Source organism: Pseudomonas sp. CROZ-RG-20F-R04-15 (assembly GCF_022662375.1).
In the GTDB taxonomy this organism is placed as follows: Bacteria; Pseudomonadota; Gammaproteobacteria; order Pseudomonadales; family Pseudomonadaceae; genus Aquipseudomonas.
On sequence record NZ_JAKNQL010000016.1, the window covers coordinates 16,110 to 36,572 of the forward strand.

Sequence of the window (20,463 nt, forward strand, 5' to 3'; positions counted from 1 at the left end):
GCCACTCGGTTTCCTCGCTGACCGCTCGTCAGCCACTGGGCACCAAGGGTTCTGCGCGTCAGACCAATATCAGGTACATGCCCTTTCTGGAGACGGATCATGATCACGCGCAAACTCACCTCGTTATTGCTCGCCGGCCTGCTCGCCACGGCATCGGCCGCCAGCTTCGCCGCCAACGACGGCGCTGACGCCACAGGCACTAAATCCGGTGGCCCGAGCAGTTCGACCATGCCGCCGGACAACACGCCCGGCGCACCTTCTGGCGGTAGCTCCAGCAGCGGTTCCGGTGCCAACTCCGGCACTGGCATGGACAGCGGCACTGGCACCAACGGTGGTGCCAGCGGTTCGGGTTCGGGTGCGGGCGGCGGCACCGGGTCGGCCGGCGGCGGGACTGGCGGTGCGGGCGGTGGCACTGGCGGCTGAACGAACAAGAGCCATCCCGATTAGACAAGGTCCCATGTGGGAGCGAGCCTGCTCGCGAAGGCGTTGTGTCAGATAACCTTTATTCGCCTGACACGACCTCTTCGCGAGCAGGCTCGCTCCCACAGGGTTTGTGTCGTGCCTGGGTTAGCGATCGGAGCGCATCAACTCGGCCAGGCCGCTGTCCAGCGACAACACCGCCGCGCGATTGCGTCCGGCATTTTTCGCCTGATACAGCGCCGCATCGGCACGCTGGATAAACACTTCCAGGCTGTCATTGCCGCTCGGGATAAACGAATAGCAGCCCAGACTCACCGTCAGATACCCGGTCGGCGAGCCGCTATGGATGATGTGTTTATCGATCACGCTACGGCGAATCTGCCCGGCGATCGCCAGCGCTCCATTGATATCGGTGTCCGGTAACAGCACCGCAAATTCCTCACCACCATAGCGCACCGCCAGATCAGCCTTGCGCTGACAGCACGCCCGCAGCACCTGAGCGACCTGAGTCAGACAATGGTCCCCCGCCACATGCCCGTAGGCATCGTTGTAGCGCTTGAAGAAATCGATATCGAGCATGATCAGGCTGACCGGGCTGACCTGCCGCGCGCCGCGTGCGAATTCGATCTCCAGCGATCGTTCGAACAAGCGGCGATTGGCCAACCCGGTCAGGCTGTCGTGAGTCGCAATCTGCTCCAGTGCGCGCTGGGCCTTGCGCAAGTTCTTCTCGATGCGTTCGCCGTCGCGCACTTGATGAATGAACACCCAGCCAAACAGGCCGACACCGAGAATCACCAGCGCGACAATCACGCTCGCTTGGAACGCACGCTCGTACCAACCCTTGAGAATCGTATCGCGCGAGGTCGCCGCCGACACCACCAACGGATACGCCGACAAACGTCGATAACCGTACAAACGCACCACGCCATCGACCACTGAATGGATCATCGCCGTGCCCGCAGCCGCCTCCGGCAGCAACTTCTGATAGATCCGCCCCTGCGCCAGCGAAGTGCCGATCAGCTTTTCATCAAACGGTCGGCGGGCGAGCAAGGTGCCGTCGCTCAGGCCAAGAAACATGATGCCTTGATCATCGAGGCTGAAGCTTTCGAAGAAACGGTCGAAGTACGACATCTTGATCCCGGCCAGCAGCACGCCCTGAAAATTGCCGGCGTGATCATTGATGCGTTTGGAAATCGGGATGATCCACTCGCCGTTCTCGCGACTGCGAATCGCCGGTCCGATGTGCGCCAGCGTCGAGGCGTTCTGCTGGTGGAATTTGAAGTACTCGCGGTCAGCCACGCCGTTGCCACGGGGCAGATCGGCGAACGAGGTAATCACCCACTGACCCTGCGTGTCGAAGAGGAACATGCCATGCAACTGATCGAGTTGCTGCACCCGACGGGCAAAGGTTCTCTGCAAGCGTGGTTTCTGCGCGGCGCCGTAACCGTCCTCCTGAATCCAGTCGACCAGGCTGGTCATCACCAGATCGGCGGCCAGAAACGTGTCCTCTGCCTGCTGCGCCATGGCCCGGGTCAAGTTGCTCGACGCCACTTTCGCCACCGCCAGATCCTGGCGCCGCGACTGCTCCAGTTGCAGGTACAGCAAACCGGACAGGCACAACCCCACCGCAACGATAAACAGCACCGCCGCTTTGCGCAGCGGCAGGCGTTTAAGGGTGCCTCCGGGGGCCTGATGCGGATCGTGAATGGGGATAGGCAAAAGCAAGTCCTGGGCAGGTACGGCAAGGGCGCCAGCGGGTAAACCCTTATGTCTGTGAGCGTAGCCCACCGGGATGTACGGGGCAAACGCCCCGGTCCCGCCCAGTTATATCGGCGCGCAACGAGATTGGATGATCGCTGTTCGACGATTTATTTTCGATTGCTCCTTTACGGTTAGTCAGTTGTGAAGGGCCAGGCGCCGCATCGCACTGTGCAGGTGTGCCCGCGCACTGGCCGGATCGCTTTCGCGCATCTGCTCATAGGCCCGTTGCGCAATCGCGTGGGGCAGGAGTTGGGCGTGGATGCGGGGGATTCGCCTGAAATTCCCCCGTTTCTGCTACCGGGGTTTATTGATTTCCCGCAGTAGATCCGCGACGGGGACATTCATGGTATTTGAGTAATAAGGTTTGTAGCCGTAGGCGGTGACGACGACTTTGCAGGGGATTTGTTGTTTGTTGGCGAGGAGTTGGTTCAGTTCTGACGCTGACAGATCTCTCTCCGTACTTCGGTCGCTGGAGGTTTCAGTGATAAATGTACTGGTCGAAAAGGAGAATTTGGAGCTGCCGCTTTCGCCTGTATCAGAATCCACCAGCCCCACCGCAGAATACTGAATAGCTTTACCAACCGAAAAATCGTGGTCATCCGCTAACGCGCACCTCAATGTCCCCGAAGCCATCCCTTGCCTTTCGCCTCGGCCAAACAGGTTCAAAACATCCACATCGGATTGATATTTGATGACATATAGAAGGGGGCTCGACCTGTCTACGGACACATAACTCAAATTTGCCGGAGGCTGTGAATGGTCCTTTGCACATCCCGAACAGACAGCCAGAACCACACAAAGGAACAATCTATACATCACGGAAACTCCTTCATGATTGAATCAAACAACAAGTCACTTGCAGATTTACCATCAGCGATTGGGGCGTTTAGCAATCCCAGTGCGTTAGCGTGATTCGTGTCGACATTTACGTTAATTGACGGTCCGCAGGAGATAATCCATTTTTCCCCGAAGTCCGCGACCCCATCTGATGGGTCTCTCTTGGAAGGTGTTGCCTTGATATTGATCCAATCAACCGAAACTGGCGTGGGACGTTCGCGATAAATGTCTGAGCCCAGCCAAACCAAAGCCCCTTCACCCACAGGATCCAGGGTGATCAGCATCTGAACCCTGTAACCCCAATCCGACATTATTTTGGACAGGTGCGCACCATTCCAGCCGCCGAGGCTATGGCCCACGATATAGACGGGACAGCTTTTATACGGAATAAGGCTTAGCACGTGCCGTTGAATGTCCTGCTTTCCCCTGACTTCGTTGTAACCCAACCATTCCGATTTATATTTTCCTTCTCCCTTTAATGTCTCAGTGCGCCTATCAAATGCAAGCCGTGCATCCTGGATGTTTTCATAAGGCCCCGAAAAATAATAACTCTCCTTATCTCCCGCACCGCCAATAAAAACCACAATCGCCTTGGTACTCTCCACCGGCACAGGCTTGTCGCTGACATCTTTCTTGTCCGTCAGCGCATGTTCCTTGTGCAGCTTGTAATTGTTGCCCTTCGCGCACGTTACCGTTTCAGCCGTCATGCCTTACTCCTCCAAAAACAACTTGATGGTTTCCGGCAGGTGCGAGCTGACTTGGTGAGTAAATCCGTTCGCGTCAGACCCCCCATGTTCCAGACGTCCGTCAGCGCGCTGAATAACGTAAGGATGATCAGGCATGGGCTCACCGGTCACGTCATTGACCAGTTTCAGCCTGTCAGTGAAATGCACCGGCATCGGCAACAAGCCACTGAAGGGAGCCGCTGTCACTGTGTCACCGATGATGACCGTGCCTGAACCGCCGATGACGACATTGCCGTGACCACCGGTGCTGTCCAGTGTCGCGGCGTTCAAACCATTGATGAACACCGTCGACGCAACAGCACCGGTAATCGGGCTGCCGCAGGCGGATTTGTCAGTCATCCGCGCAGCCGCCAAGCCGTCGAAATTCACATTCGGGGAGCCACTGACAATGGGATTGGTGCCATGTCCCGGCAATGGGCAGGCGGTTGGATCGGTGACGCGGGCGGCGGGTTTTCCGCTCATGAACAGCTCCTTGCAATGTTACGTGGTCATCCTTTCGGGGGCGCAAGCATGCGGGAGTTCGCCGGGTACTTCAAACCTGCAGGCAAAAAAAGGCGCCCGATCGGGCGCCTTTCCTGACTATGGAAACTGCTGGTATCAGCGCGACGGCGGCACGCGAATATCCCCCGCCCGGCACTGGGTTTTCACGCCTTTGCCACAGGCGCCGAACTGCAGATCCTTGCCCATGCACACGCGCACTTCCGACAGTTCCGGGCCGCTGCAAATGACCGCGATGCCATCGGCCGGAATCCCCGGGTTGGCTTTACGGAACAAGTCGGCGATTTCCTGGGCCTCGAAGTAATACGAGGAGCTGAACGGTTGCAGCTCATCGGGGATTTTCACCGCCGCCACGGCTTTGTCCGCTTCATCGAGATAACCCATCGCGCCGAGGCCGCTGCAGGTGCCGTGCTTGGACCATTCGTGGTCGAGCAGTTTTTTGGTCGGGAACAGCGTCAGGCCCTGGCTGGTTTGTGCCGCGTTCAGCGTGGTCAGCGGTGGACAGGACTCCGGCCAGCCACCCTTGGCGTATTGCGGCCACAAACCGTGCAACACAAAGCCGTAGCCCTTGCCAGTGCACTGCGAGTCATCTTTATGCGTAAGGCAAAAGGTCGGCGACCAGGACAACGCCAGCAGGTAGTAATCGAACACCCCCGCCACCGACTCCGTCTGCGCCTTGCTCGACTGTGATTGCCGCGCCGAACTCAAACCGATGCTACCGGCCGTCAGCGCAATCACCGCCAAAATTGTAAACAGCTTTTTCATGTACCCACTCCTTGGGACGCCTGCGTCCATGGTTTTCGATCCTGACCGACTTGGCCAGCGCTGATTTCGCCACGCTTGTGTTGCAAGCGCATGACGCAAGGCAACGCCGTACGCCGTTGTAAGGTCTACGATTAACAGGCAGACACCAAACCAAGGGATCCGAAATGAGTAAAGCAGACGAACTCGCCGCCAAACTCAAGCAAACCCGGCACACCCATGCCGATGCCACGCTGGAGATCGATTGCTGGCCAGCTCAGGTGTACGACTTGTACCACCGCATTGAGGCCTGGTTACAGCCAGTCACCGAGGTAGGACTGAAGATTCGGCGCAATCCTACGCACGTTTGCGAAACTTCACCGGACGGTGAAGCGCACGACTACGCGATCGATCAACTGGTGATCGAAGCCAATCATCAAACCCTGACATTTGATCCCATTGCGCGGTTTACCGAGGATGGCGCCGGCCGTGTGCAGATCATCCCGTCAGCCACGGACACCTATTTGCTGCGTACCGTGGATGAGCACGGTGAAAGCCATTGGTGGGTGCAGTCGATTGAAACCGGTCAGCAACTGGATGCCATCGCGCTGACCGAAAACAATCTGTTGCTGGCGGTGCAGGAAGGCCTCGGCCTGTAGGGCAAACGATCAAACTGTCAAAACTGTAATCCACGCCTCAGCCAACTGAAAGCTGGCGCTGGTTAGCCTCCCCGTCATGAGTCAAACGGGGATTTCCAGCGCATGCCTTCCAACCCATCACGACGCACCTTCGTCAAAGGTCTCGCCGCCGGCAGTCTGCTCGGCGGCTTGGGCCTGTGGCGCACGCCGGTCTGGGCGCTCTATGCGCCTGGTCATTTGAATGAACTGAGCGGCAGCGACTTCGAGCTGTTCATCGGTGAGACCCCGGTCAACTTCACCGGCAGCCCGCGCACGGCGATGACCATCAACGGCAGCCTGCCCGGCCCGCTGCTGCGTTGGCGCGAAGGCGACACCGTGACGCTGCGGGTGCGTAACCGGCTCAGCGCCAGCACCTCGATCCACTGGCACGGCGTTCTGCTGCCGGCGAACATGGACGGCGTGCCCGGTCTGAGTTTCCACGGCATCGAACCGGGCGGCGTGTACGTCTATCAATTCAAGGTGCGGCAGAACGGCACCTACTGGTATCACAGCCACTCCGGGTTACAGGAACAGGCCGGTGTCTACGGGCCACTGGTGATCGACGCTCTGGAACCCGAGCCGTTCCAGTACGACCGCGAGTTCGTGGTGATGCTCAGCGACTGGAGCGACGAAGACCCGGCCAGCCTGCTGAAGACCCTGAAAAAGCAGTCCGACTATTACAACTTCCACAAACGCACCGTCGGCGATTTCATCGATGACGTCAGCGAGAAAGGCTGGGGCGCCACCGTGGCCGATCGCAAGATGTGGGCAGAAATGAACATGAACCCCACTGACATTGCCGACGTCAGTGGCGCGACCTACACCTTCCTGATGAATGGCCACGCACCGGATAACAACTGGACCGGCCTGTTTCGCCCCGGTGAAAAACTGCGGTTGCGCCTGATCAATGGTTCGGCGATGACCTACTTCGACGTGCGCATTCCCGGACTGAAAATGACCGTGGTCGCGGCGGATGGCCTGCACGTCAAACCGGTCAGCGTTGATGAGTTCCGCATCGCCGTGGCCGAGACCTACGACGTCATCGTCGAGCCGGATGCCGACGCGTACACGCTGTTTGCCCAGGCCATGGATCGCAGCGGTTATGCCCGTGGCACCCTCGCCACTCGCGCCGGGTTATCTGCGCCGGTACCGGTTCTGGATCCGCGCCCGTTGGTGACCATGGACGACATGGGCATGGGCGGCATGGATCACGGTTCAATGGACATGAGCACCATGGATCACTCGGCGATGGGGCCGATGCAATCCCATCCCGCCAGCGAAAAAGACAATCCGCTGGTCGACATGCAAGCCATGACCACCGCACCAAAACTCAACGACCCGGGCCTCGGCTTGCGCAACAACGGCCGTCGCGTGCTCACCTACGCCGACCTGCGCAGCACCTTCGCAGACCCGGATGGCCGCGACCCGAGCCGCACAATCGAACTGCACCTGACCGGCCACATGGAGAAATTCGCCTGGTCGTTCAACGGCATCAAATTCTCCGATGCCGAGCCTTTGCGCCTGAAGTACGGCGAGCGCATCCGCCTGGTGCTGGTCAACGACACGATGATGACCCACCCGATTCATCTGCACGGCATGTGGAGCGATCTGGAAGACGAAAACGGCGACTTCCAGGTACGTAAACACACCGTCGACATGCCGCCCGGCACGCGCCGTACCTACCGCGTGACCGCCGATGCACTCGGCCGCTGGGCCTATCACTGCCATCTCCTGTACCACATGGAAATGGGCATGTTCCGCGAAGTGCGGGTGGAAGAATGAAGGGGCCGCTGATGACTCGACTTACTGCGTTTACCTTGCTGCTGATCGGCAGTCCGGCGATGGCCGCCAGCGACATGCCGGGCATGGATCACAGCCAGATGCCCGGCATGGATCACTCGACGATGCAAAGCATGGACGACGGCATGATGCAGCCTGCCGCGCCGACCGAAAGTCGCACGCAGATCCCGCCGCTGACCGACGCCGACCGCGCCGCCGTGTTCACCAGCCCCGGCGGCCATCAGGTCCATGACAGCGCGATCAACAGCTACTTCCTCGCCGACAAACTCGAATGGCAGGACGCCGATAACGGCAGTGCGTTGGCCTGGGATCTGTCCGGCTGGATCGGTGGCGACATCGATCGTCTGTGGCTGCGTTCCGAAGGCGAACGCAGTAACGGCAAGACCGAAGACGCCGAGATTCAGGCGCTGTGGGGCCATGCGATTTCGCCATGGTGGGATGTGGTCAGCGGCGTGCGTCAGGACTTCAAACCCGGCGCGCCGCAGACCTGGGCCGCGTTCGGTCTGCAGGGCATGGCGCTGTACAACTTCGAAGCCGAGGCCACGGCGTTTATCGGTGAAGGCGGCCGGAGCGCTCTGCGATTCGAGGGTGATTACGACATCCTGCTGAGCAATCGCCTGATCTTGCAGCCCACCGCTGAACTCAACATTTACGGCAAAAACGATCCGCAGCGAGGCATCGGTTCCGGCCTTGCCAATACCGAAGCCGGCCTGCGTTTGCGCTATGAAATCCGCCGCGAATTTGCGCCCTACATCGGCGTGACGTGGAACCGCACTTACGGCAACAGCGCCGATTACGCCCGCGAAGAAGGCGAGGATCGCAGCGAAGCGCGGCTCGTGCTCGGCGTGCGGCTGTGGTTCTGAATCCCCTTAGAAAACAACCCAGAGGTCTTGCATGCGCAGCTTGAAAATCACCCTTGTACTCACCAGCGGCTTGCTCCTGAGCAGCCTCGCCCAGGCCCACTCGAAACTGCTCTCGTCGAGCCCGGCCGAAGGTGCCGATGGCGCCGCGCCCGGCAAGATTGAACTGCACTTTTCGGAGAACCTGCTGACCCAGTTCTCCGGCGCCAAACTGGTCATGACCGAAATGCCCGGCATGGCCCATTCGCCGATGCCGATGAAAGCCAAGGTCAGCGCCGGCAGCGACCCGAAAAGCATGCTGATCACCCCGCTCTCTCCATTGCCCACCGGCACTTATCAAGTCGAATGGCGCGCGGTGTCCTCCGATACGCACCCGATCACCGGCAACGTCACGTTCAAAGTGAAGTAAGCGATGGGCGAACTGATCAACATCCTCCTGCGGTTTGCGTTGTATGTGGATTTGCTGCTGGTGTTCGGGCTGGCATTGTTTGCGCTGTACAGCGGTGATGCGCTGCTGCGCTTTCGGCCGCTGTTGCGCGGAATGGCGTTGATCGGGGCGCTGCTGTCGGTGGCTGGTCTGGTGCTGATGACCCGCACCATGAGTGGCAAAACGGCGTTCGCGGCGCTGTGGCCGCATCTGCAAATGATGCTGCTGGAAACCGACGTCGGGCTGGCGTGGGCAGTACGAATGATTGCGCTGATCGTGGTGTTGTTCAGGCCGGGGGCTTGGCTTGCGTCGATTGTCGGCGCCGTTGCCCTCGCCTCTCTGGCCTGGAGCGGGCATGGGGCGATGGACGAGGGAGCGCTGCGGTTCTGGCATTTTCTCAGCGACATTCTGCACCTGCTTGCAGCGGGTGCGTGGCTGGGTGCGATGCTGGCGCTGGTGTTGATGGCACGGGGGCTGGTTGATGAAGCGCGCATTCGTTCGCTGGCGTTTGCGGTTCGGCGCTTTGAGTGGGTCGGCGCAGCGATTGTGCTGACGCTGTCGATCACCGGCGTGGTGAATTACTTGTTCATCGTCGGCCCGAGGCTGGATGAAGTGTTGCTCGGCACGTACGGGGTGCTGCTGACGATCAAGGTTTTACTGTTTGCCGGAATGTTGGTGTTGGCAGCGTTGAATCGCTTTCATCTTGGTCCGGCATTGCAGCAGGCATTGCGCGATGGACAACATGTCGTCGCGGCGAATGCGCTAAAACGCAGCGTTGTCGTTGAACTGGCAATCGCATTGCTGATCGTGGCACTGGTGGCGTGGCTCGGCACGTTAAGCCCGGACGCGGGATGACACCCGGGAAAGCCTTTCACTACACTGGGCCACCCTTCCTTCTCGGAACTGCGATCTCAATGACAATTCCAAAAAGCACGATGATCTTCTGCGGCGCGCTCACATTGGCCACTGCCGTTCAAGCGCAGGAACCCCCTTCGCACCTCGACAGCATCCAGCAACAAGGCCAATTGCGCGTCTGCACCACGGGCGACTACAAGCCCTACACCTTCAAACGCACCGACGGCGACTTCGAAGGCATCGACATCGCCATGGCCCGCTCGCTGGCCGACAGCCTCGGGGTCAAAGTGCAATGGGTGCAAACCACCTGGAAAACCCTGATGCCGGACATGCAGGCCGGCAAGTGCGACATCGGTATGGGCGGTATTTCGGTGACGCTGGAACGGCAGAAAAAAGCCTACTTCAGCAACACCCTCGACACCGACGGCAAGATCCCGCTGGTGCGCTGCGCTGATGTCAGCAAGTACCAGACCGTCGAACAGATCAACCAGCCTAACGTGCGCCTGGTCGAACCCGCCGGCGGCACCAACGAAGCCTTCGTCCACGCTTTCCTGCCCAAGGCGCAACTGGCCCTGCATGACAACGTGACGATCTTCCAGCAACTGCTCGACAACCAGGCCGATGTGATGATCACCGACGCCTCGGAAGCGCTGTATCAGCAGAAACTCAAACCGGGCTTATGCGCGGTGAATCCGCATCAGTACATGCAGTATGGCGAGAAGGCTTACTTGCTACCGCGCGATGACATCAGCTGGAAGTTGTATGTCGATCAGTGGCTGCATCTGAGCAAAGTCACCGGCAAGTATCAGCAAACCCTCAGCGAATGGATTGCCGTACCGGCCGCGCAGTAATCCTCAATCGTCATGCAACATGCCGGAGCTGTATTGATTGAGACTGCTGCCGATACTGTTGCCACCGAACTTCAACGTGTTGGCGTTGCGGGCCTCCGGCGACTGACAGTCGCTGGAGAAACAACTAGTAGTGGTCAGGCCACCCGCGCCCGAACAGGCACTCAACACCGATACCGCTGCAGCGATCAACAGCACTTTGACGACATTAAGGCGCATGGCACGATTCCCCTAGGGATGAACAACGACGATCTTGTCTCAGCATCCTAGGCCTGCTTTGCACACGGCAAGATGAAACTTTGCTGATCGACAGCGGCGGTTCAGCATTGCCTGCCCGTTCAATCCTTTCCCGGTTTGGGGATCGCAATCCGGCTACCGGTCTTGACCTCGCGCAACGCCAGGCTGGACTGAATCGAGGCAATCCCCACCTGACGCCTGAGCACCTGCTCGATGAAATCGCTGTAGCTATCAAGATCCTCCGCCAACACCTGCAACACATAATCGGCATCGCCGGTGATCTTGTGGCAGGCCACCACCTGCGGCAATTGCGCAATCACCGCCTCGAAAGCGTCCGGCGCGTGGTCGGCATGGGTGGAAAAGCGAATGTGCACAAACGCCATGATATCCAGCCCGAGCATTCGCCGATCAAGGTTGGCCTGATAGCCCTTGATCACCCCGGCCTCCTCCATGCGCTTGCGCCGTCGCCAACACGGCGTAAGGCTCAGCGACAGTCGCTCGCTGAGTTCAGCGTTGGAAATGCTGGCGTCCTCCTGCAACAACTCAAGTATCGCCAGGTCGGTTTCGTCGAGACTGATGCGTTTGGATATTTTTTTCTGCACAACGCCATTCCTGAGTAAAAACGCCCGAATAATCGACTGAATCCCGAACACAAAGCAAAGAAAGCGCAGTCTAGCCGGAACAGAATATTTGCACTGGCTAACAATAACGGATGCGCACAATGTTTACAGTTTTCAGTGATTCCCACCGGTTGCACCACGGCACCGAATTGAAGGACGGCGTGCTCAAACCCTCGTTCGAGCAACCGAGTCGGGCCGACACCGTGCATAACCGAGTCAAACAGGTCGGCCTCGGGCAGATCGTCGAACCGCGCGCGTTTGATCGCTCGTGCTACGTCAATGCGCACAGCGAGCGCTACGTCAGTTTTCTCGAAACTGCCTGGGGCGAATGGTGCGCAACCGGTCGCACTCACGACGCCTTGCCGCTGGTCTGGCCGGTGCGCGATCTGGCCGGCGAAGAGGTGCCAACATTCATCGACGGCAAGCTCGGCTTCTATGCCATGGATGCCGGCTCACCGATCACGGCCACGACCTGGCAAGCGGTGAAAACCAGCGCCGACGTCGCCCTCACTGGCCTGGCCCTGCTCGATGAAGGCCACGACAGTGCCTTTGCCCTGTGCCGCCCGCCCGGCCATCACGCCGCGCGCGAATACATGGGCGGTTATTGCTACCTCAACAACGCCGCGATTGCCGCGCAACAAGCCATCACCCAAGGCGCCAAACGTGTCGCAGTGCTGGACGTCGACTTCCACCACGGCAACGGCACGCAGAACATTTTTTACCAGCGCAGCGACGTCATGTTCGTGTCGCTGCACGGCGAACCGGCGGTGTCCTATCCGTACTTCTCGGGGTACAGCCACGAAGTCGGCGCGGGTGTCGGCGAGGGTTACAACCTCAACTATCCCCTGCCGAAAAACACCACCTGGGAGAGCTACCGCAATGCCCTGCTCCACGCCTGCAAAAAACTCCAGCAGTTCGCCCCTGAAGTGCTGGTGATTTCCCTCGGTGTCGACACGTTCAAGGACGACCCCATCAGCCACTTCCTGCTCGAAAGCGATGACTTCATCGGCATCGGTGAACTGATCGCGAGCGTCGGCTGCCCGACCCTGTTCGTGATGGAGGGCGGCTACATGGTCGATGAAATCGGCATCAATGCCGTCAACGTGCTGCACGGTTTCGAGAGCAAACGCAGCTGAACCGGCTCGCCGCTCTACAACCTTTCAATGACTGGATCGGAGAACAAGAACATGACGCTTTTTATTGATGTCGATGATGCTGCACGCCTGTTCACCCAAGTCGGTATCCGCCGCGCCATTCGCGAAATGGCCGGCTACATCGAAGCGGACTACGCACGCTGGGCACAGTTTGATAAATCGCCGCGCACGGCCAATCACTCGGCAGACGGCGTGATCGAGTTGATGCCCACCGACGACGGCCAGCAGTACTCGTTCAAATACGTGAATGGCCACCCGAACAACGGCCAGCAGAACTTGCTGACGGTCATGGCTTTCGGTCTGCTGGCGGATGTGCAGAGTGGCTATCCGACCCTGCTCAGCGAACTGACCCTGACCACCGCCGTTCGCACGGCGGCCACTTCCGCGCTGGTCGCGCAATCGCTGGCTCGCCCGGGTGCGACCTCGATGGCCTTGATCGGCAACGGTGCGCAAAGTGAATTTCAGGCGCTGGCCTTTCATGAAATGTTGGGCATCAACGAAATACGTATCTTCGATATCGATCGAGACGCTTCGCTCAAGTTGAAGCAAAACCTCGCCGCGTTCCCGGACATCGAAGTGATTCTGGCCAGCTCGGTGAAGGATGCGGTCAAAGGCGCCGATATCGTCACCACGGTCACCGCCGACAAAGCCTACGCAACCATTCTGACGCCCGAAATGATCGAGCCCGGCATGCACATCAATGCAGTCGGCGGTGACTGCCCGGGTAAAACCGAACTGCACACCGACATCCTGCGCAACGCCCGGGTCATCGTCGAATTCGAGCCGCAAACGCGCATTGAGGGCGACATTCAGCAACTGGAAACCGATTCCCCGGTGATCGAATTTTTCCGCATTGTGCTGGGCGAAGTGGCCGGACGCGAGAACGACGCGCAGGTGACGGTGTTCGATTCGGTGGGTTTTGCCCTGGAAGACTTTTCGTCATTGCGCTACCTGAAAGACCTGGCGCAGGCACAGCAAATCGGCCAGCGCATCCACTTGGTGCCGACGCCGGCCAACATCAAAAACCTCTTTCAACTGCTCGATACGCAACCGGCCAAAACCTCGCGTCTGCGCACCGTCAGTTGATCGCTAATCGCCGCCCCCACCACAGGGGGCGATTCACCTTGTGATCAGCCGCTGCACCCCTAACAAGAACGCTCGACACCTACTTTCTGCCAAAACTCAAAAACATAAAATCAAGAGGTTTTGCAATGAAATCGACCCCTTCCGGGCTGCCTGAACAGCCCGCGCTGCAGCGCACGCTCAGCAATCGTCACATCCAGTTAATGGCCATGGGCGGCGCCATCGGCACCGGCCTGTTCATGGGCTCCGGGAAGATCATCGCCCTCTCCGGGACGTCGATCATCCTCATCTACATGATCATCGGCCTGTTCGTGTTTTTCGTCATGCGCGCCATGGGCGAAATGCTTCTGTCCAACCTCAACTTCAAAACCTTCGCCGACTTCGCCGGCGCCTACCTCGGCCCGCGCGCGGCGTTCTTCCTCGGCTGGTCGTACTGGCTGAGCTGGAGCGTGGCGGTGATCGGCGATGCCGTCGTGGTCGGCGGATTCTTCCAGTACTGGTTCCCCGACGTACCGGCGTGGATACCCGCCGTCGGCATGCTGGCAACCCTGTTCGCGCTAAACGTGCTGACCGTCAGGCTGTTCGGTGAAGTGGAATTCTGGTTCGCGATCATCAAGATCATCGCCGTCGTAACCCTGATCGGCGTCAGCAGCGTGCTGATCGCCAGCTCGTTCGTCTCGCCCAGTGGCGTCACCGCGTCCCTGAGTCATCTGGTGGACAAACAAGCAGCGTTCCCTAACGGCTTGTTCGGCTTCTTCGCCGGATTTCAAATGGCGATCTTCTCCTTCGCCGGCACCGAGCTGATCGGCACCGCCGCCGCCGAAACCCGCTCGCCGGAGAAGACCCTGCCCAAAGCGATCAACTCGATTCCGCTGCGGATCATCCTGTTCTACGTCCTGGCACTGACCTGCATTATTGCCGTGACCTCGTGGCAACAGGTCTCCCCCGTCAAGAGCCCCTTCGTCGAACTGTTCCTCGTCGCCGGGTTTCCCGCAGCGGCCGGTATCGTCAACTTCGTCGTCCTGACCTCGGCGGCATCTTCGGCCAACAGCGGCGTGTTTTCATCGAGCCGCATGTTGTTCGGGCTGGCCAATCAGGACAACGCCCCCGGTATATTCCGCAGACTGTCGAACAACAGCGTGCCGCTGCTGAGCCTGGCGTTTACCACGCTGTTGATGTTGGTCGGCGTGCTGGTGCTGTTCATCGTGCCGGAAGTCATGACCGCCTTCACCATCGTCTCCACCGTGTCGGCGATTCTGGTGATTTTCACTTGGTCGACCATCCTTGCGTCCTACATCGCCTACCGGAAAAAACGTCCGGATCTGCATGCGAAGTCGGCTTACAAGATGCCCGGCGGCGTGCCGATGGCTTGGTTCTCGTTGGCGTTTTTGGGGGTTGTGCTGGGGTTGCTGGCGTTGCGGCCTGACACACGGATTGCGCTGATGGTGATGCCTGGGTGGTTTGTCTGGTTGGGGATTGCTTATCAGTTGACGCGGTTGAGGAAGCCGAAATCTGCGGTTGAGTCGGCGGGGCAGTTTGGCTAGAGCTGCGAGCGAAAGCCGTCACCTAAAGTGACGGCTTTTAGTCTCACTGAAAGGCTGTGCCAATCCTCGATCGATCAGAAGAAAACCAGATTCCGGTGACTTTACCGGTAATGTCTTCGAGTGCGACCTGGCCCATAAAGCGGCTGTCGTTACTGACATCGCGGTTATCACCGAGCAGATAAACATGGTCCTTCTCGACCACCGTCGGCGGCGTTTGCAGATAACGAGGATCCTTCACCCGATCTGGCGGTGCAAAGAACAGCCCCATGTTTTCGCCGTTGCGAATGACCTTACCGTCAACAATCGACAAGGTATCGCCACCCACTGCCGCCACACGTTTGACCGCCTCCGTGCCGTTGTAGCGATAAGTCACAATGTCGCCCACCTGGGGCGCGTCGATGCGCATTTTGGTGACGATATAGTCACCGATCGAAAGAGTCGGAACCATCGAGCCAGAGGGGATGAAGTAAGTCTTGAAGCCCAGCGTCGGGCCTCTCAATGGCCCCAAAAGAATCAGCGTGAGGATGACCAGCGCCACCACGTAAAGCACATGGAAGCGGGTGCTGGGGCTGTGCACCGGATGGTCGTTTCTACGCACCGATATCGCAGCTGCCGTGGCCGAACAGAGTTTCACCAGGACGATAAACGTAGCGAAGACATACAGGCCCACTGGCGTGGCAGGCACCCCGCAGACGCCGAGTAAAATCACACCCAGATAAAGCAAAGCGGCAACACGCACCGCCCACTTCACCTGACCGGCGTACACCAGACCCCAGCCGGCCACCAGGCACGACATCCCAAATGCTTGCAGCGGCAGCTTCGGCTTGTCAGGAGCAGACATAAATTCTCTTCACGTAAATAGCTGACAATCAAGCGCCCGGCCTATTCAGCCAACAGGGCGCTACGGGCAATGCAGAGGGGGTTATTTAGCGGAAAAATAACCCGTCGTGCGCAATTGCAGGCTGTACACCCAGATACCAAACACCAGTGCATATTCTTTGAACATCGGCAGAGTGAGCAGATGCACAACCGAACCGCTGTTCATCTGCGACAGAGAAAAGGCAATCCCCAGAATCAACGCCAGAACAAAGCACAGCGAGCTGATCTTCTTTCTCGCCAGCAACAGCAAGCCGCCGACAAACATCAACAACGCCACCACGCAGACGTTCAGCAGCATCAGAAACGAAATATCCCCTTCCCGCGCTTGCTGAAACCCGTCATGAGCCACCCACAAACCGGCCTGAATCAATACGACAAAGCAATAAAAAACGGCCATAAAGACGACGGCGGGACGTGTGTTGTACCAAGCTTGGGACGATGTAGCTTCCATGGTGCGGCGACTCCTGAGTAAAGGCGCGCAATGCTACTAAATGGCCATCACCCTGTCCATTTACTCACCCTCCTCTCGACTTTTTTGCTCAGTGCCAACAACCCCTCCGTGGCAACGGCTAAGCCGTTCGCCACAAAGGGAGCTGATTTACGCCTTCACCTCAACGTTATCCAACGCCTGATTCACCGCCAACTCGCCCAGCATCACCACTTGCGCGATGCCCAACGCGGTTTTGCGGTGCGAGGGGTCGAGTGCTGCGGCGAAGTTGTTGAGCATTTCCGAGGCGGAGCTCAGCGTTTCACTGGCATTGGCCAGCAGGGATTCCGAGTCGTACTTTGGGTTGGCGAAGTACATGCGCTCGGGCTCGTTGACGCTGGCCATGATGTGGCCGGCGGGGAGGAGGTAGTGATCGAGGGCGCGCTCGGCGGCTTCGTGGAGTTTTTTGGGGTTGAGGGAATCGTAGGGGGATGCGGGATCGGTTTCTGGTGGGTTGGGCGTTACTTTGAACATAGATGGAACCTCTAGCGCGATTACTAAAAGGAGCCATCACCCACGCTACCAAACGATGGGTGGCGGCCATACGCGGGTTGGTAGACCGGTCGCACTAGAACCCGGCGCCCACGAATGGGCCCCACGCATGACCACCATGAAATCCGAGTCCTGGGAAAGCGACTGAAATTGGTGATGCAATGCATCTAGACACGAAGCGGGCTACCAAACCCGATCACTGGATTTCAGTGATGTGGGGACGATAGAACCCGCGGGCTAGACGCACAAGCCGGGGGATTCTGTCTTAGGTGTAGGGGGAGGCGCAAGGTGTTGTAGGGTTTTGCTTATGACGAGCAGTATCCTTTAAACAAATGCAGCTTCATCATGTTTGGCTTCCAAGTGGATAAAGGAATTTCTACGTCACACACCTAGAGCTTAAAAATGCAACTCGAGACTAATTGGGAAGACCAAGATGCGCGATTCCTGCCATGAGTCACCAAAGAAAAAGTGTCGAGCACATAGCACTCGGCACGCGTAGATCTATTTTTCCTTTTTACAAACATCCGTCCTGAACGAGTAACCTTGCGCACCTTCCTTTATTATCAAATACTGTCCATCCTCTCCTTTTATACCTCGCTCTTTCTCACCCAGCGTGCAATTTGTAAAGCTCCTACCTTCTAATAAGTACAATGAAAATGGCAATTGTTTATCCAAAAAACTGTCATAGTCACGAGCCCATTCTTTCCCTTCAGTCTTCACAAATGCGAACAGTAGTAAAAAAGCAAAAAAACGAGCAGCCAGCGTTGTCTTGGCAAGAAAACTGCTAAAGATCTTTCCAACAAAACTAAAGCAAGGATTCTGAGCCAAGTCTTTACCCATAAGTAAAAACAGGAAAACTATTGGAAGAAAAACAAAACTCATAGTCAACAAAAAAACCGAAACAACCCACGCAAACAACGGAATCATTATTACCGTGAGTATCGCCTTTGTGTAGGTAACTGATATGAAGTCTACTTTCGTTACGATATTGATAGCATTCTCCGACAGCCCAAGGGCGATATTAGACAGTAAGAAATAAACAACAAGCAAGAACGCCTTACCTAAGGAAGACGCCCATATCCGCTTATAAACCATGACAAGATCTGAAGTAACTCCAAGCCCTAGCATCAGCATTACAAAATACAGAAGATTAACACCCCCATGAAACCCAACAAGTCGCATTACAATTACACTGAATGCGATAGAGTAACCAAACGCATACAGTTTTTGACTTCTTGATGCCGTTGAACAAAATACAGCGTTCTTATCCATAAGCCATTTGGCGAAGCGCTGACGCCCACTCAGCTCGAAATTGCTATCCTGCTTACTGTTCAATTTTAGTTCCTTCCAAATTTTCATTGCTTGGTTATCTTGGGCCGGATCAAAGAGATCCGGACGCCACACACTATTTTTTCACAAAACGGGCCGCTTCAACGAATCGAATGGATACAGAGCCTGCCCCCTAACGTTCCCGCCACTCCCTCAGCAATGCCCGCACGGCCTTTGTTGTGCGGGAGCCAGCGCTACAGAGAAGTTGTTGAACATTTCGGTGCCTGAACCAGGATTTGCTCACATCGCAAGCTTGGATTCGGTGTCGTACTTCGGATTCGCGGCCTACACGCACTCGACCTCGCTGGCGCCATGATGAGTTTGGTACATGGGGTATCAACCGACTGGGTACAAATTTGCACGTCCAACCAGCGTCAAAAAAAAACTGTTCCCCTTTTCCCACCTCCGTCCATCACGAATGGAGGGGCCGCTTTGGGCATGTCGCGATAAACCACTCGATAGCTTCACTTCCAGGCAGCCTATACCGGGTAGAAACTCTGCCAAGCGAAAAACGCCAAGGCCGTCGCAAGCAGCGAAATCAGAAGCCAAAGGAGTAGACGTAGTGATCTACCAAAGATTGCTTTTTTGAGGTGTGGCTCGCTCAGGCTTGATACGCTCGCTCCCATTGAGACAGGAAGTCAAAGATGGACAAACCAACCTCCTCCAACACTGCCCCCGCCAAGCGAAGCTGGGCATCAGCGACTGAAAAAGAGCGCTCCGATGTCTATTGGTCGTTATCCGACGCGTTTGTCGACAATGAGGTCAACTACGAATTCATCGCGCGCCAAACCGAGGATTACGATCGGCGAGAGATCAAGCGAATCCTCTATGAAGAAGTGGCACCGGTTTGCCATACAAATCTCGAGACCGTGATCCCAATAATTTGGTCAGCGTTCAACCTGGAGCAATTGAAGGCTGACATCGCAGAAACATTGAAAGCTCGAGAACGAAGCCGCTTCAGACGTCAGCTAGACAAATTGCTGATTCGCTGGCTTGAGTTTCGATACAAATACGTATGGAAAGAGATATCCAGGCATTACCGAAAATGAGCGCTGCCGTGCTCGATAGCTCCGGTTACCACCGAGATCCCTTTCGATCACAGCGCTACCAGTCCCACCGTGGCGCCGGTTAAGCCGCTCGCCACAGTGGGATAGGATTTAAGCTTTAACCTCAACGTTATCCAACGCCTGATTCACCGCCAGCTCACCCAACATCACCACCTGCGCAATGCCCAGCGCGGTTTTGCGGTGCGAGGGGTCGAGCACTGCGGCGAAGTTGTTGAGCATTTCCGAGGCGGAACTCAGCGTTTCACTGGCATTGGCCAGCAGAGATTCCGAGTCGTACTTTGTATTGGCGAGGTACATGCGTTCGGGTTCGTTGACGCTGGCCATGATGTGGCCGGCGGGAAGGAGGTAGTGATCGAGCGCGCGCTCCGCGGCTTCGTGGAGTTTTTTGGAGTTGGGGGATTCGTAGGGGGATGCGGGATCGGTTTCTGGTGGGTTGGGCGTTACTTTGAACATTGATGGAACTCCAGCACTTACAAAATGGGAGCCATCCACTCTCGCTACCAAACGAAGGGTGGTGACCATACACAGGTTGGTAGACCGGAGCACTGGAACCGGCGCTTCCGAAGAAGCCCTGAGCATGGTCACCATAATCCAGGCGCAAAAATGCGACTGCATGAAGTGACGCGATGCATCAGTGCTGCGGGTCTACCAAACCCGATCACTGGTTTTCAGTGACCTAGGAACAATAGAACCCGCTAGCTAGACGCACAAGCCGGTGGATTCTGTCTTAGGTGTAGGGGGAGGCGCAAGGTGGTGTAGGGTAGAGGCCGAGCAGACTGGCACAGCTTAAACATAACCTGTTTTCTGTTTAGATTGAGATATCGTGGTACTTCACTGATCCAGCCAACGTTTGCCAGCCATTCATGAGCCTCTGGGCGATTACATGTAGAGACTAAAAATCCAGCATTACCTTAGGAGTTGCAATTTCCGTTAAAATGACAAAAACACTTTCGACTGGACGATGAAAACCAAGCAACATAGAATCACATGAAATCTGACTAAGATTCGGGGAATTCAAAATCTTACGAATGCAAACAGCGCATTTCAACGAATCGTGCAAATAGTTGCTTACCCCCAAATAAAACAAACAACCCCGCACAA

23 protein-coding genes are annotated in these 20,463 nt (G+C 57.2%); 11 read left to right on the forward strand and 12 right to left on the reverse strand.

Annotated features, from left to right (window positions below):
* The first annotated feature begins 99 nt into the window (after positions 1 to 99).
* Positions 100 to 423, forward strand: a complete 324-nt coding sequence (locus tag L8H52_RS20975; RefSeq protein ID WP_242208561.1) for a hypothetical protein — start codon at positions 100 to 102, stop codon at positions 421 to 423.
* 144 nt (positions 424 to 567) lie between these two features.
* On the opposite strand, the gene L8H52_RS20980 is transcribed toward L8H52_RS20975, so the two are convergent.
* The 5 genes from L8H52_RS20980 to L8H52_RS21000 all read right to left on the reverse strand — a co-directional run bounded on the left by L8H52_RS20980 (position 568) and on the right by L8H52_RS21000 (position 5,027).
* The gene (locus L8H52_RS20980; RefSeq protein WP_242208562.1) at positions 568 to 2,139 is read right to left on the reverse strand and encodes a GGDEF domain-containing protein; all 1,572 of its coding nucleotides are present in this window, start codon (positions 2,137 to 2,139) and stop codon (positions 568 to 570) included.
* A 336-nt stretch (positions 2,140 to 2,475) separates the two neighbouring features.
* Positions 2,476 to 2,997 carry a hypothetical protein gene (locus L8H52_RS20985; RefSeq protein WP_242208563.1) on the reverse strand — a complete coding sequence of 174 codons (522 nt, stop codon included), beginning with the start codon at positions 2,995 to 2,997 and terminating at the stop codon, positions 2,476 to 2,478.
* Positions 2,997 to 3,725 carry an alpha/beta hydrolase gene (locus tag L8H52_RS20990; protein WP_242208564.1) on the reverse strand — a complete coding sequence of 243 codons (729 nt, stop codon included), beginning with the start codon at positions 3,723 to 3,725 and terminating at the stop codon, positions 2,997 to 2,999. The genes L8H52_RS20985 and L8H52_RS20990 overlap by 1 nt, the downstream gene beginning before the upstream one ends.
* 3 nt (positions 3,726 to 3,728) lie before the next feature.
* The gene (locus L8H52_RS20995; RefSeq protein WP_242208565.1) at positions 3,729 to 4,226 is read right to left on the reverse strand and encodes a PAAR domain-containing protein; all 498 of its coding nucleotides are present in this window, start codon (positions 4,224 to 4,226) and stop codon (positions 3,729 to 3,731) included.
* Between the two features lie 135 nt (positions 4,227 to 4,361).
* A complete protein-coding gene (locus L8H52_RS21000; protein ID WP_242208566.1) occupies positions 4,362 to 5,027 on the reverse strand; it encodes a ribonuclease T2 in 666 nt (221 codons plus the stop codon).
* A 164-nt stretch (positions 5,028 to 5,191) separates the two neighbouring features.
* Between L8H52_RS21000 and L8H52_RS21005 the strand changes: the two genes are divergently transcribed.
* The 6 genes from L8H52_RS21005 to L8H52_RS21030 all read left to right on the forward strand — a co-directional run bounded on the left by L8H52_RS21005 (position 5,192) and on the right by L8H52_RS21030 (position 10,473).
* Positions 5,192 to 5,662: a hypothetical protein gene (locus tag L8H52_RS21005; RefSeq protein WP_242208567.1), complete on the forward strand. Its 471-nt coding sequence runs from the start codon at positions 5,192 to 5,194 to the stop codon at positions 5,660 to 5,662.
* Between the two features lie 102 nt (positions 5,663 to 5,764).
* Entirely contained in the window at positions 5,765 to 7,462 is a 1,698-nt protein-coding gene (locus L8H52_RS21010) for a copper resistance system multicopper oxidase (RefSeq protein WP_242208568.1), read from the forward strand.
* Between the two features lie 11 nt (positions 7,463 to 7,473).
* A complete protein-coding gene (locus tag L8H52_RS21015) occupies positions 7,474 to 8,343 on the forward strand; it encodes a copper resistance protein B (protein ID WP_242208569.1) in 870 nt (289 codons plus the stop codon).
* A gap of 31 nt (positions 8,344 to 8,374) precedes the next feature.
* A complete protein-coding gene (gene copC / locus L8H52_RS21020; RefSeq protein WP_242208570.1) occupies positions 8,375 to 8,749 on the forward strand; it encodes a copper homeostasis periplasmic binding protein CopC in 375 nt (124 codons plus the stop codon).
* A 3-nt stretch (positions 8,750 to 8,752) separates the two neighbouring features.
* The gene (copD, locus tag L8H52_RS21025; RefSeq protein WP_242208571.1) at positions 8,753 to 9,622 is read left to right on the forward strand and encodes a copper homeostasis membrane protein CopD; all 870 of its coding nucleotides are present in this window, start codon (positions 8,753 to 8,755) and stop codon (positions 9,620 to 9,622) included.
* 59 nt (positions 9,623 to 9,681) lie between these two features.
* The gene (locus tag L8H52_RS21030; protein ID WP_242208572.1) at positions 9,682 to 10,473 is read left to right on the forward strand and encodes a transporter substrate-binding domain-containing protein; all 792 of its coding nucleotides are present in this window, start codon (positions 9,682 to 9,684) and stop codon (positions 10,471 to 10,473) included.
* Positions 10,474 to 10,476: 3 nt separating this feature from the next.
* Here L8H52_RS21030 and L8H52_RS21035 read toward each other — a convergent pair whose 3' ends face one another.
* Positions 10,477 to 10,689, reverse strand: a complete 213-nt coding sequence (locus L8H52_RS21035; RefSeq protein ID WP_242208573.1) for a hypothetical protein — start codon at positions 10,687 to 10,689, stop codon at positions 10,477 to 10,479.
* 119 nt (positions 10,690 to 10,808) lie between these two features.
* The gene (locus L8H52_RS21040) at positions 10,809 to 11,309 is read right to left on the reverse strand and encodes an Lrp/AsnC family transcriptional regulator (RefSeq protein ID WP_093433799.1); all 501 of its coding nucleotides are present in this window, start codon (positions 11,307 to 11,309) and stop codon (positions 10,809 to 10,811) included.
* A gap of 119 nt (positions 11,310 to 11,428) precedes the next feature.
* On the opposite strand from L8H52_RS21040, the gene L8H52_RS21045 reads away from it, so the two are divergent.
* The 3 genes from L8H52_RS21045 (at position 11,429) to L8H52_RS21055 (ending at position 15,108) form a co-directional block, all read left to right on the forward strand.
* Positions 11,429 to 12,463, forward strand: a complete 1,035-nt coding sequence (locus L8H52_RS21045; protein WP_242208574.1) for a histone deacetylase family protein — start codon at positions 11,429 to 11,431, stop codon at positions 12,461 to 12,463.
* 51 nt (positions 12,464 to 12,514) lie between these two features.
* Positions 12,515 to 13,567, forward strand: coding sequence for an ornithine cyclodeaminase (locus L8H52_RS21050; protein WP_242208575.1), 1,053 nt, complete (start codon positions 12,515 to 12,517; stop codon positions 13,565 to 13,567).
* A 125-nt stretch (positions 13,568 to 13,692) separates the two neighbouring features.
* Positions 13,693 to 15,108, forward strand: coding sequence for an amino acid permease (locus L8H52_RS21055; RefSeq protein ID WP_242208576.1), 1,416 nt, complete (start codon positions 13,693 to 13,695; stop codon positions 15,106 to 15,108).
* Between the two features lie 43 nt (positions 15,109 to 15,151).
* On the opposite strand, the gene lepB is transcribed toward L8H52_RS21055, so the two are convergent.
* From lepB to L8H52_RS21075, 4 genes are all read right to left on the reverse strand, one after another.
* The gene (gene lepB / locus L8H52_RS21060) at positions 15,152 to 15,949 is read right to left on the reverse strand and encodes a signal peptidase I (protein WP_242208577.1); all 798 of its coding nucleotides are present in this window, start codon (positions 15,947 to 15,949) and stop codon (positions 15,152 to 15,154) included.
* Between the two features lie 81 nt (positions 15,950 to 16,030).
* A complete protein-coding gene (locus L8H52_RS21065; RefSeq protein WP_242208578.1) occupies positions 16,031 to 16,384 on the reverse strand; it encodes a hypothetical protein in 354 nt (117 codons plus the stop codon).
* A 201-nt stretch (positions 16,385 to 16,585) separates the two neighbouring features.
* Positions 16,586 to 16,948, reverse strand: coding sequence for a DUF6124 family protein (locus L8H52_RS21070; RefSeq protein ID WP_242208579.1), 363 nt, complete (start codon positions 16,946 to 16,948; stop codon positions 16,586 to 16,588).
* A gap of 519 nt (positions 16,949 to 17,467) precedes the next feature.
* Positions 17,468 to 18,301, reverse strand: a complete 834-nt coding sequence (locus L8H52_RS21075; RefSeq protein ID WP_242208580.1) for a hypothetical protein — start codon at positions 18,299 to 18,301, stop codon at positions 17,468 to 17,470.
* 638 nt (positions 18,302 to 18,939) lie between these two features.
* Between L8H52_RS21075 and L8H52_RS21080 the strand changes: the two genes are divergently transcribed.
* Entirely contained in the window at positions 18,940 to 19,344 is a 405-nt protein-coding gene (locus tag L8H52_RS21080; RefSeq protein WP_242208581.1) for a hypothetical protein, read from the forward strand.
* Positions 19,345 to 19,452: 108 nt separating this feature from the next.
* Here the strand turns inward: L8H52_RS21080 and L8H52_RS21085 are convergent, their stop codons facing one another.
* Positions 19,453 to 19,815 (reverse strand): DUF6124 family protein, encoded by a 363-nt coding sequence (locus L8H52_RS21085; protein WP_242208582.1) that lies wholly within the window; start codon positions 19,813 to 19,815, stop codon positions 19,453 to 19,455.
* Between the last annotated feature and the right edge of the window lie 648 nt (positions 19,816 to 20,463).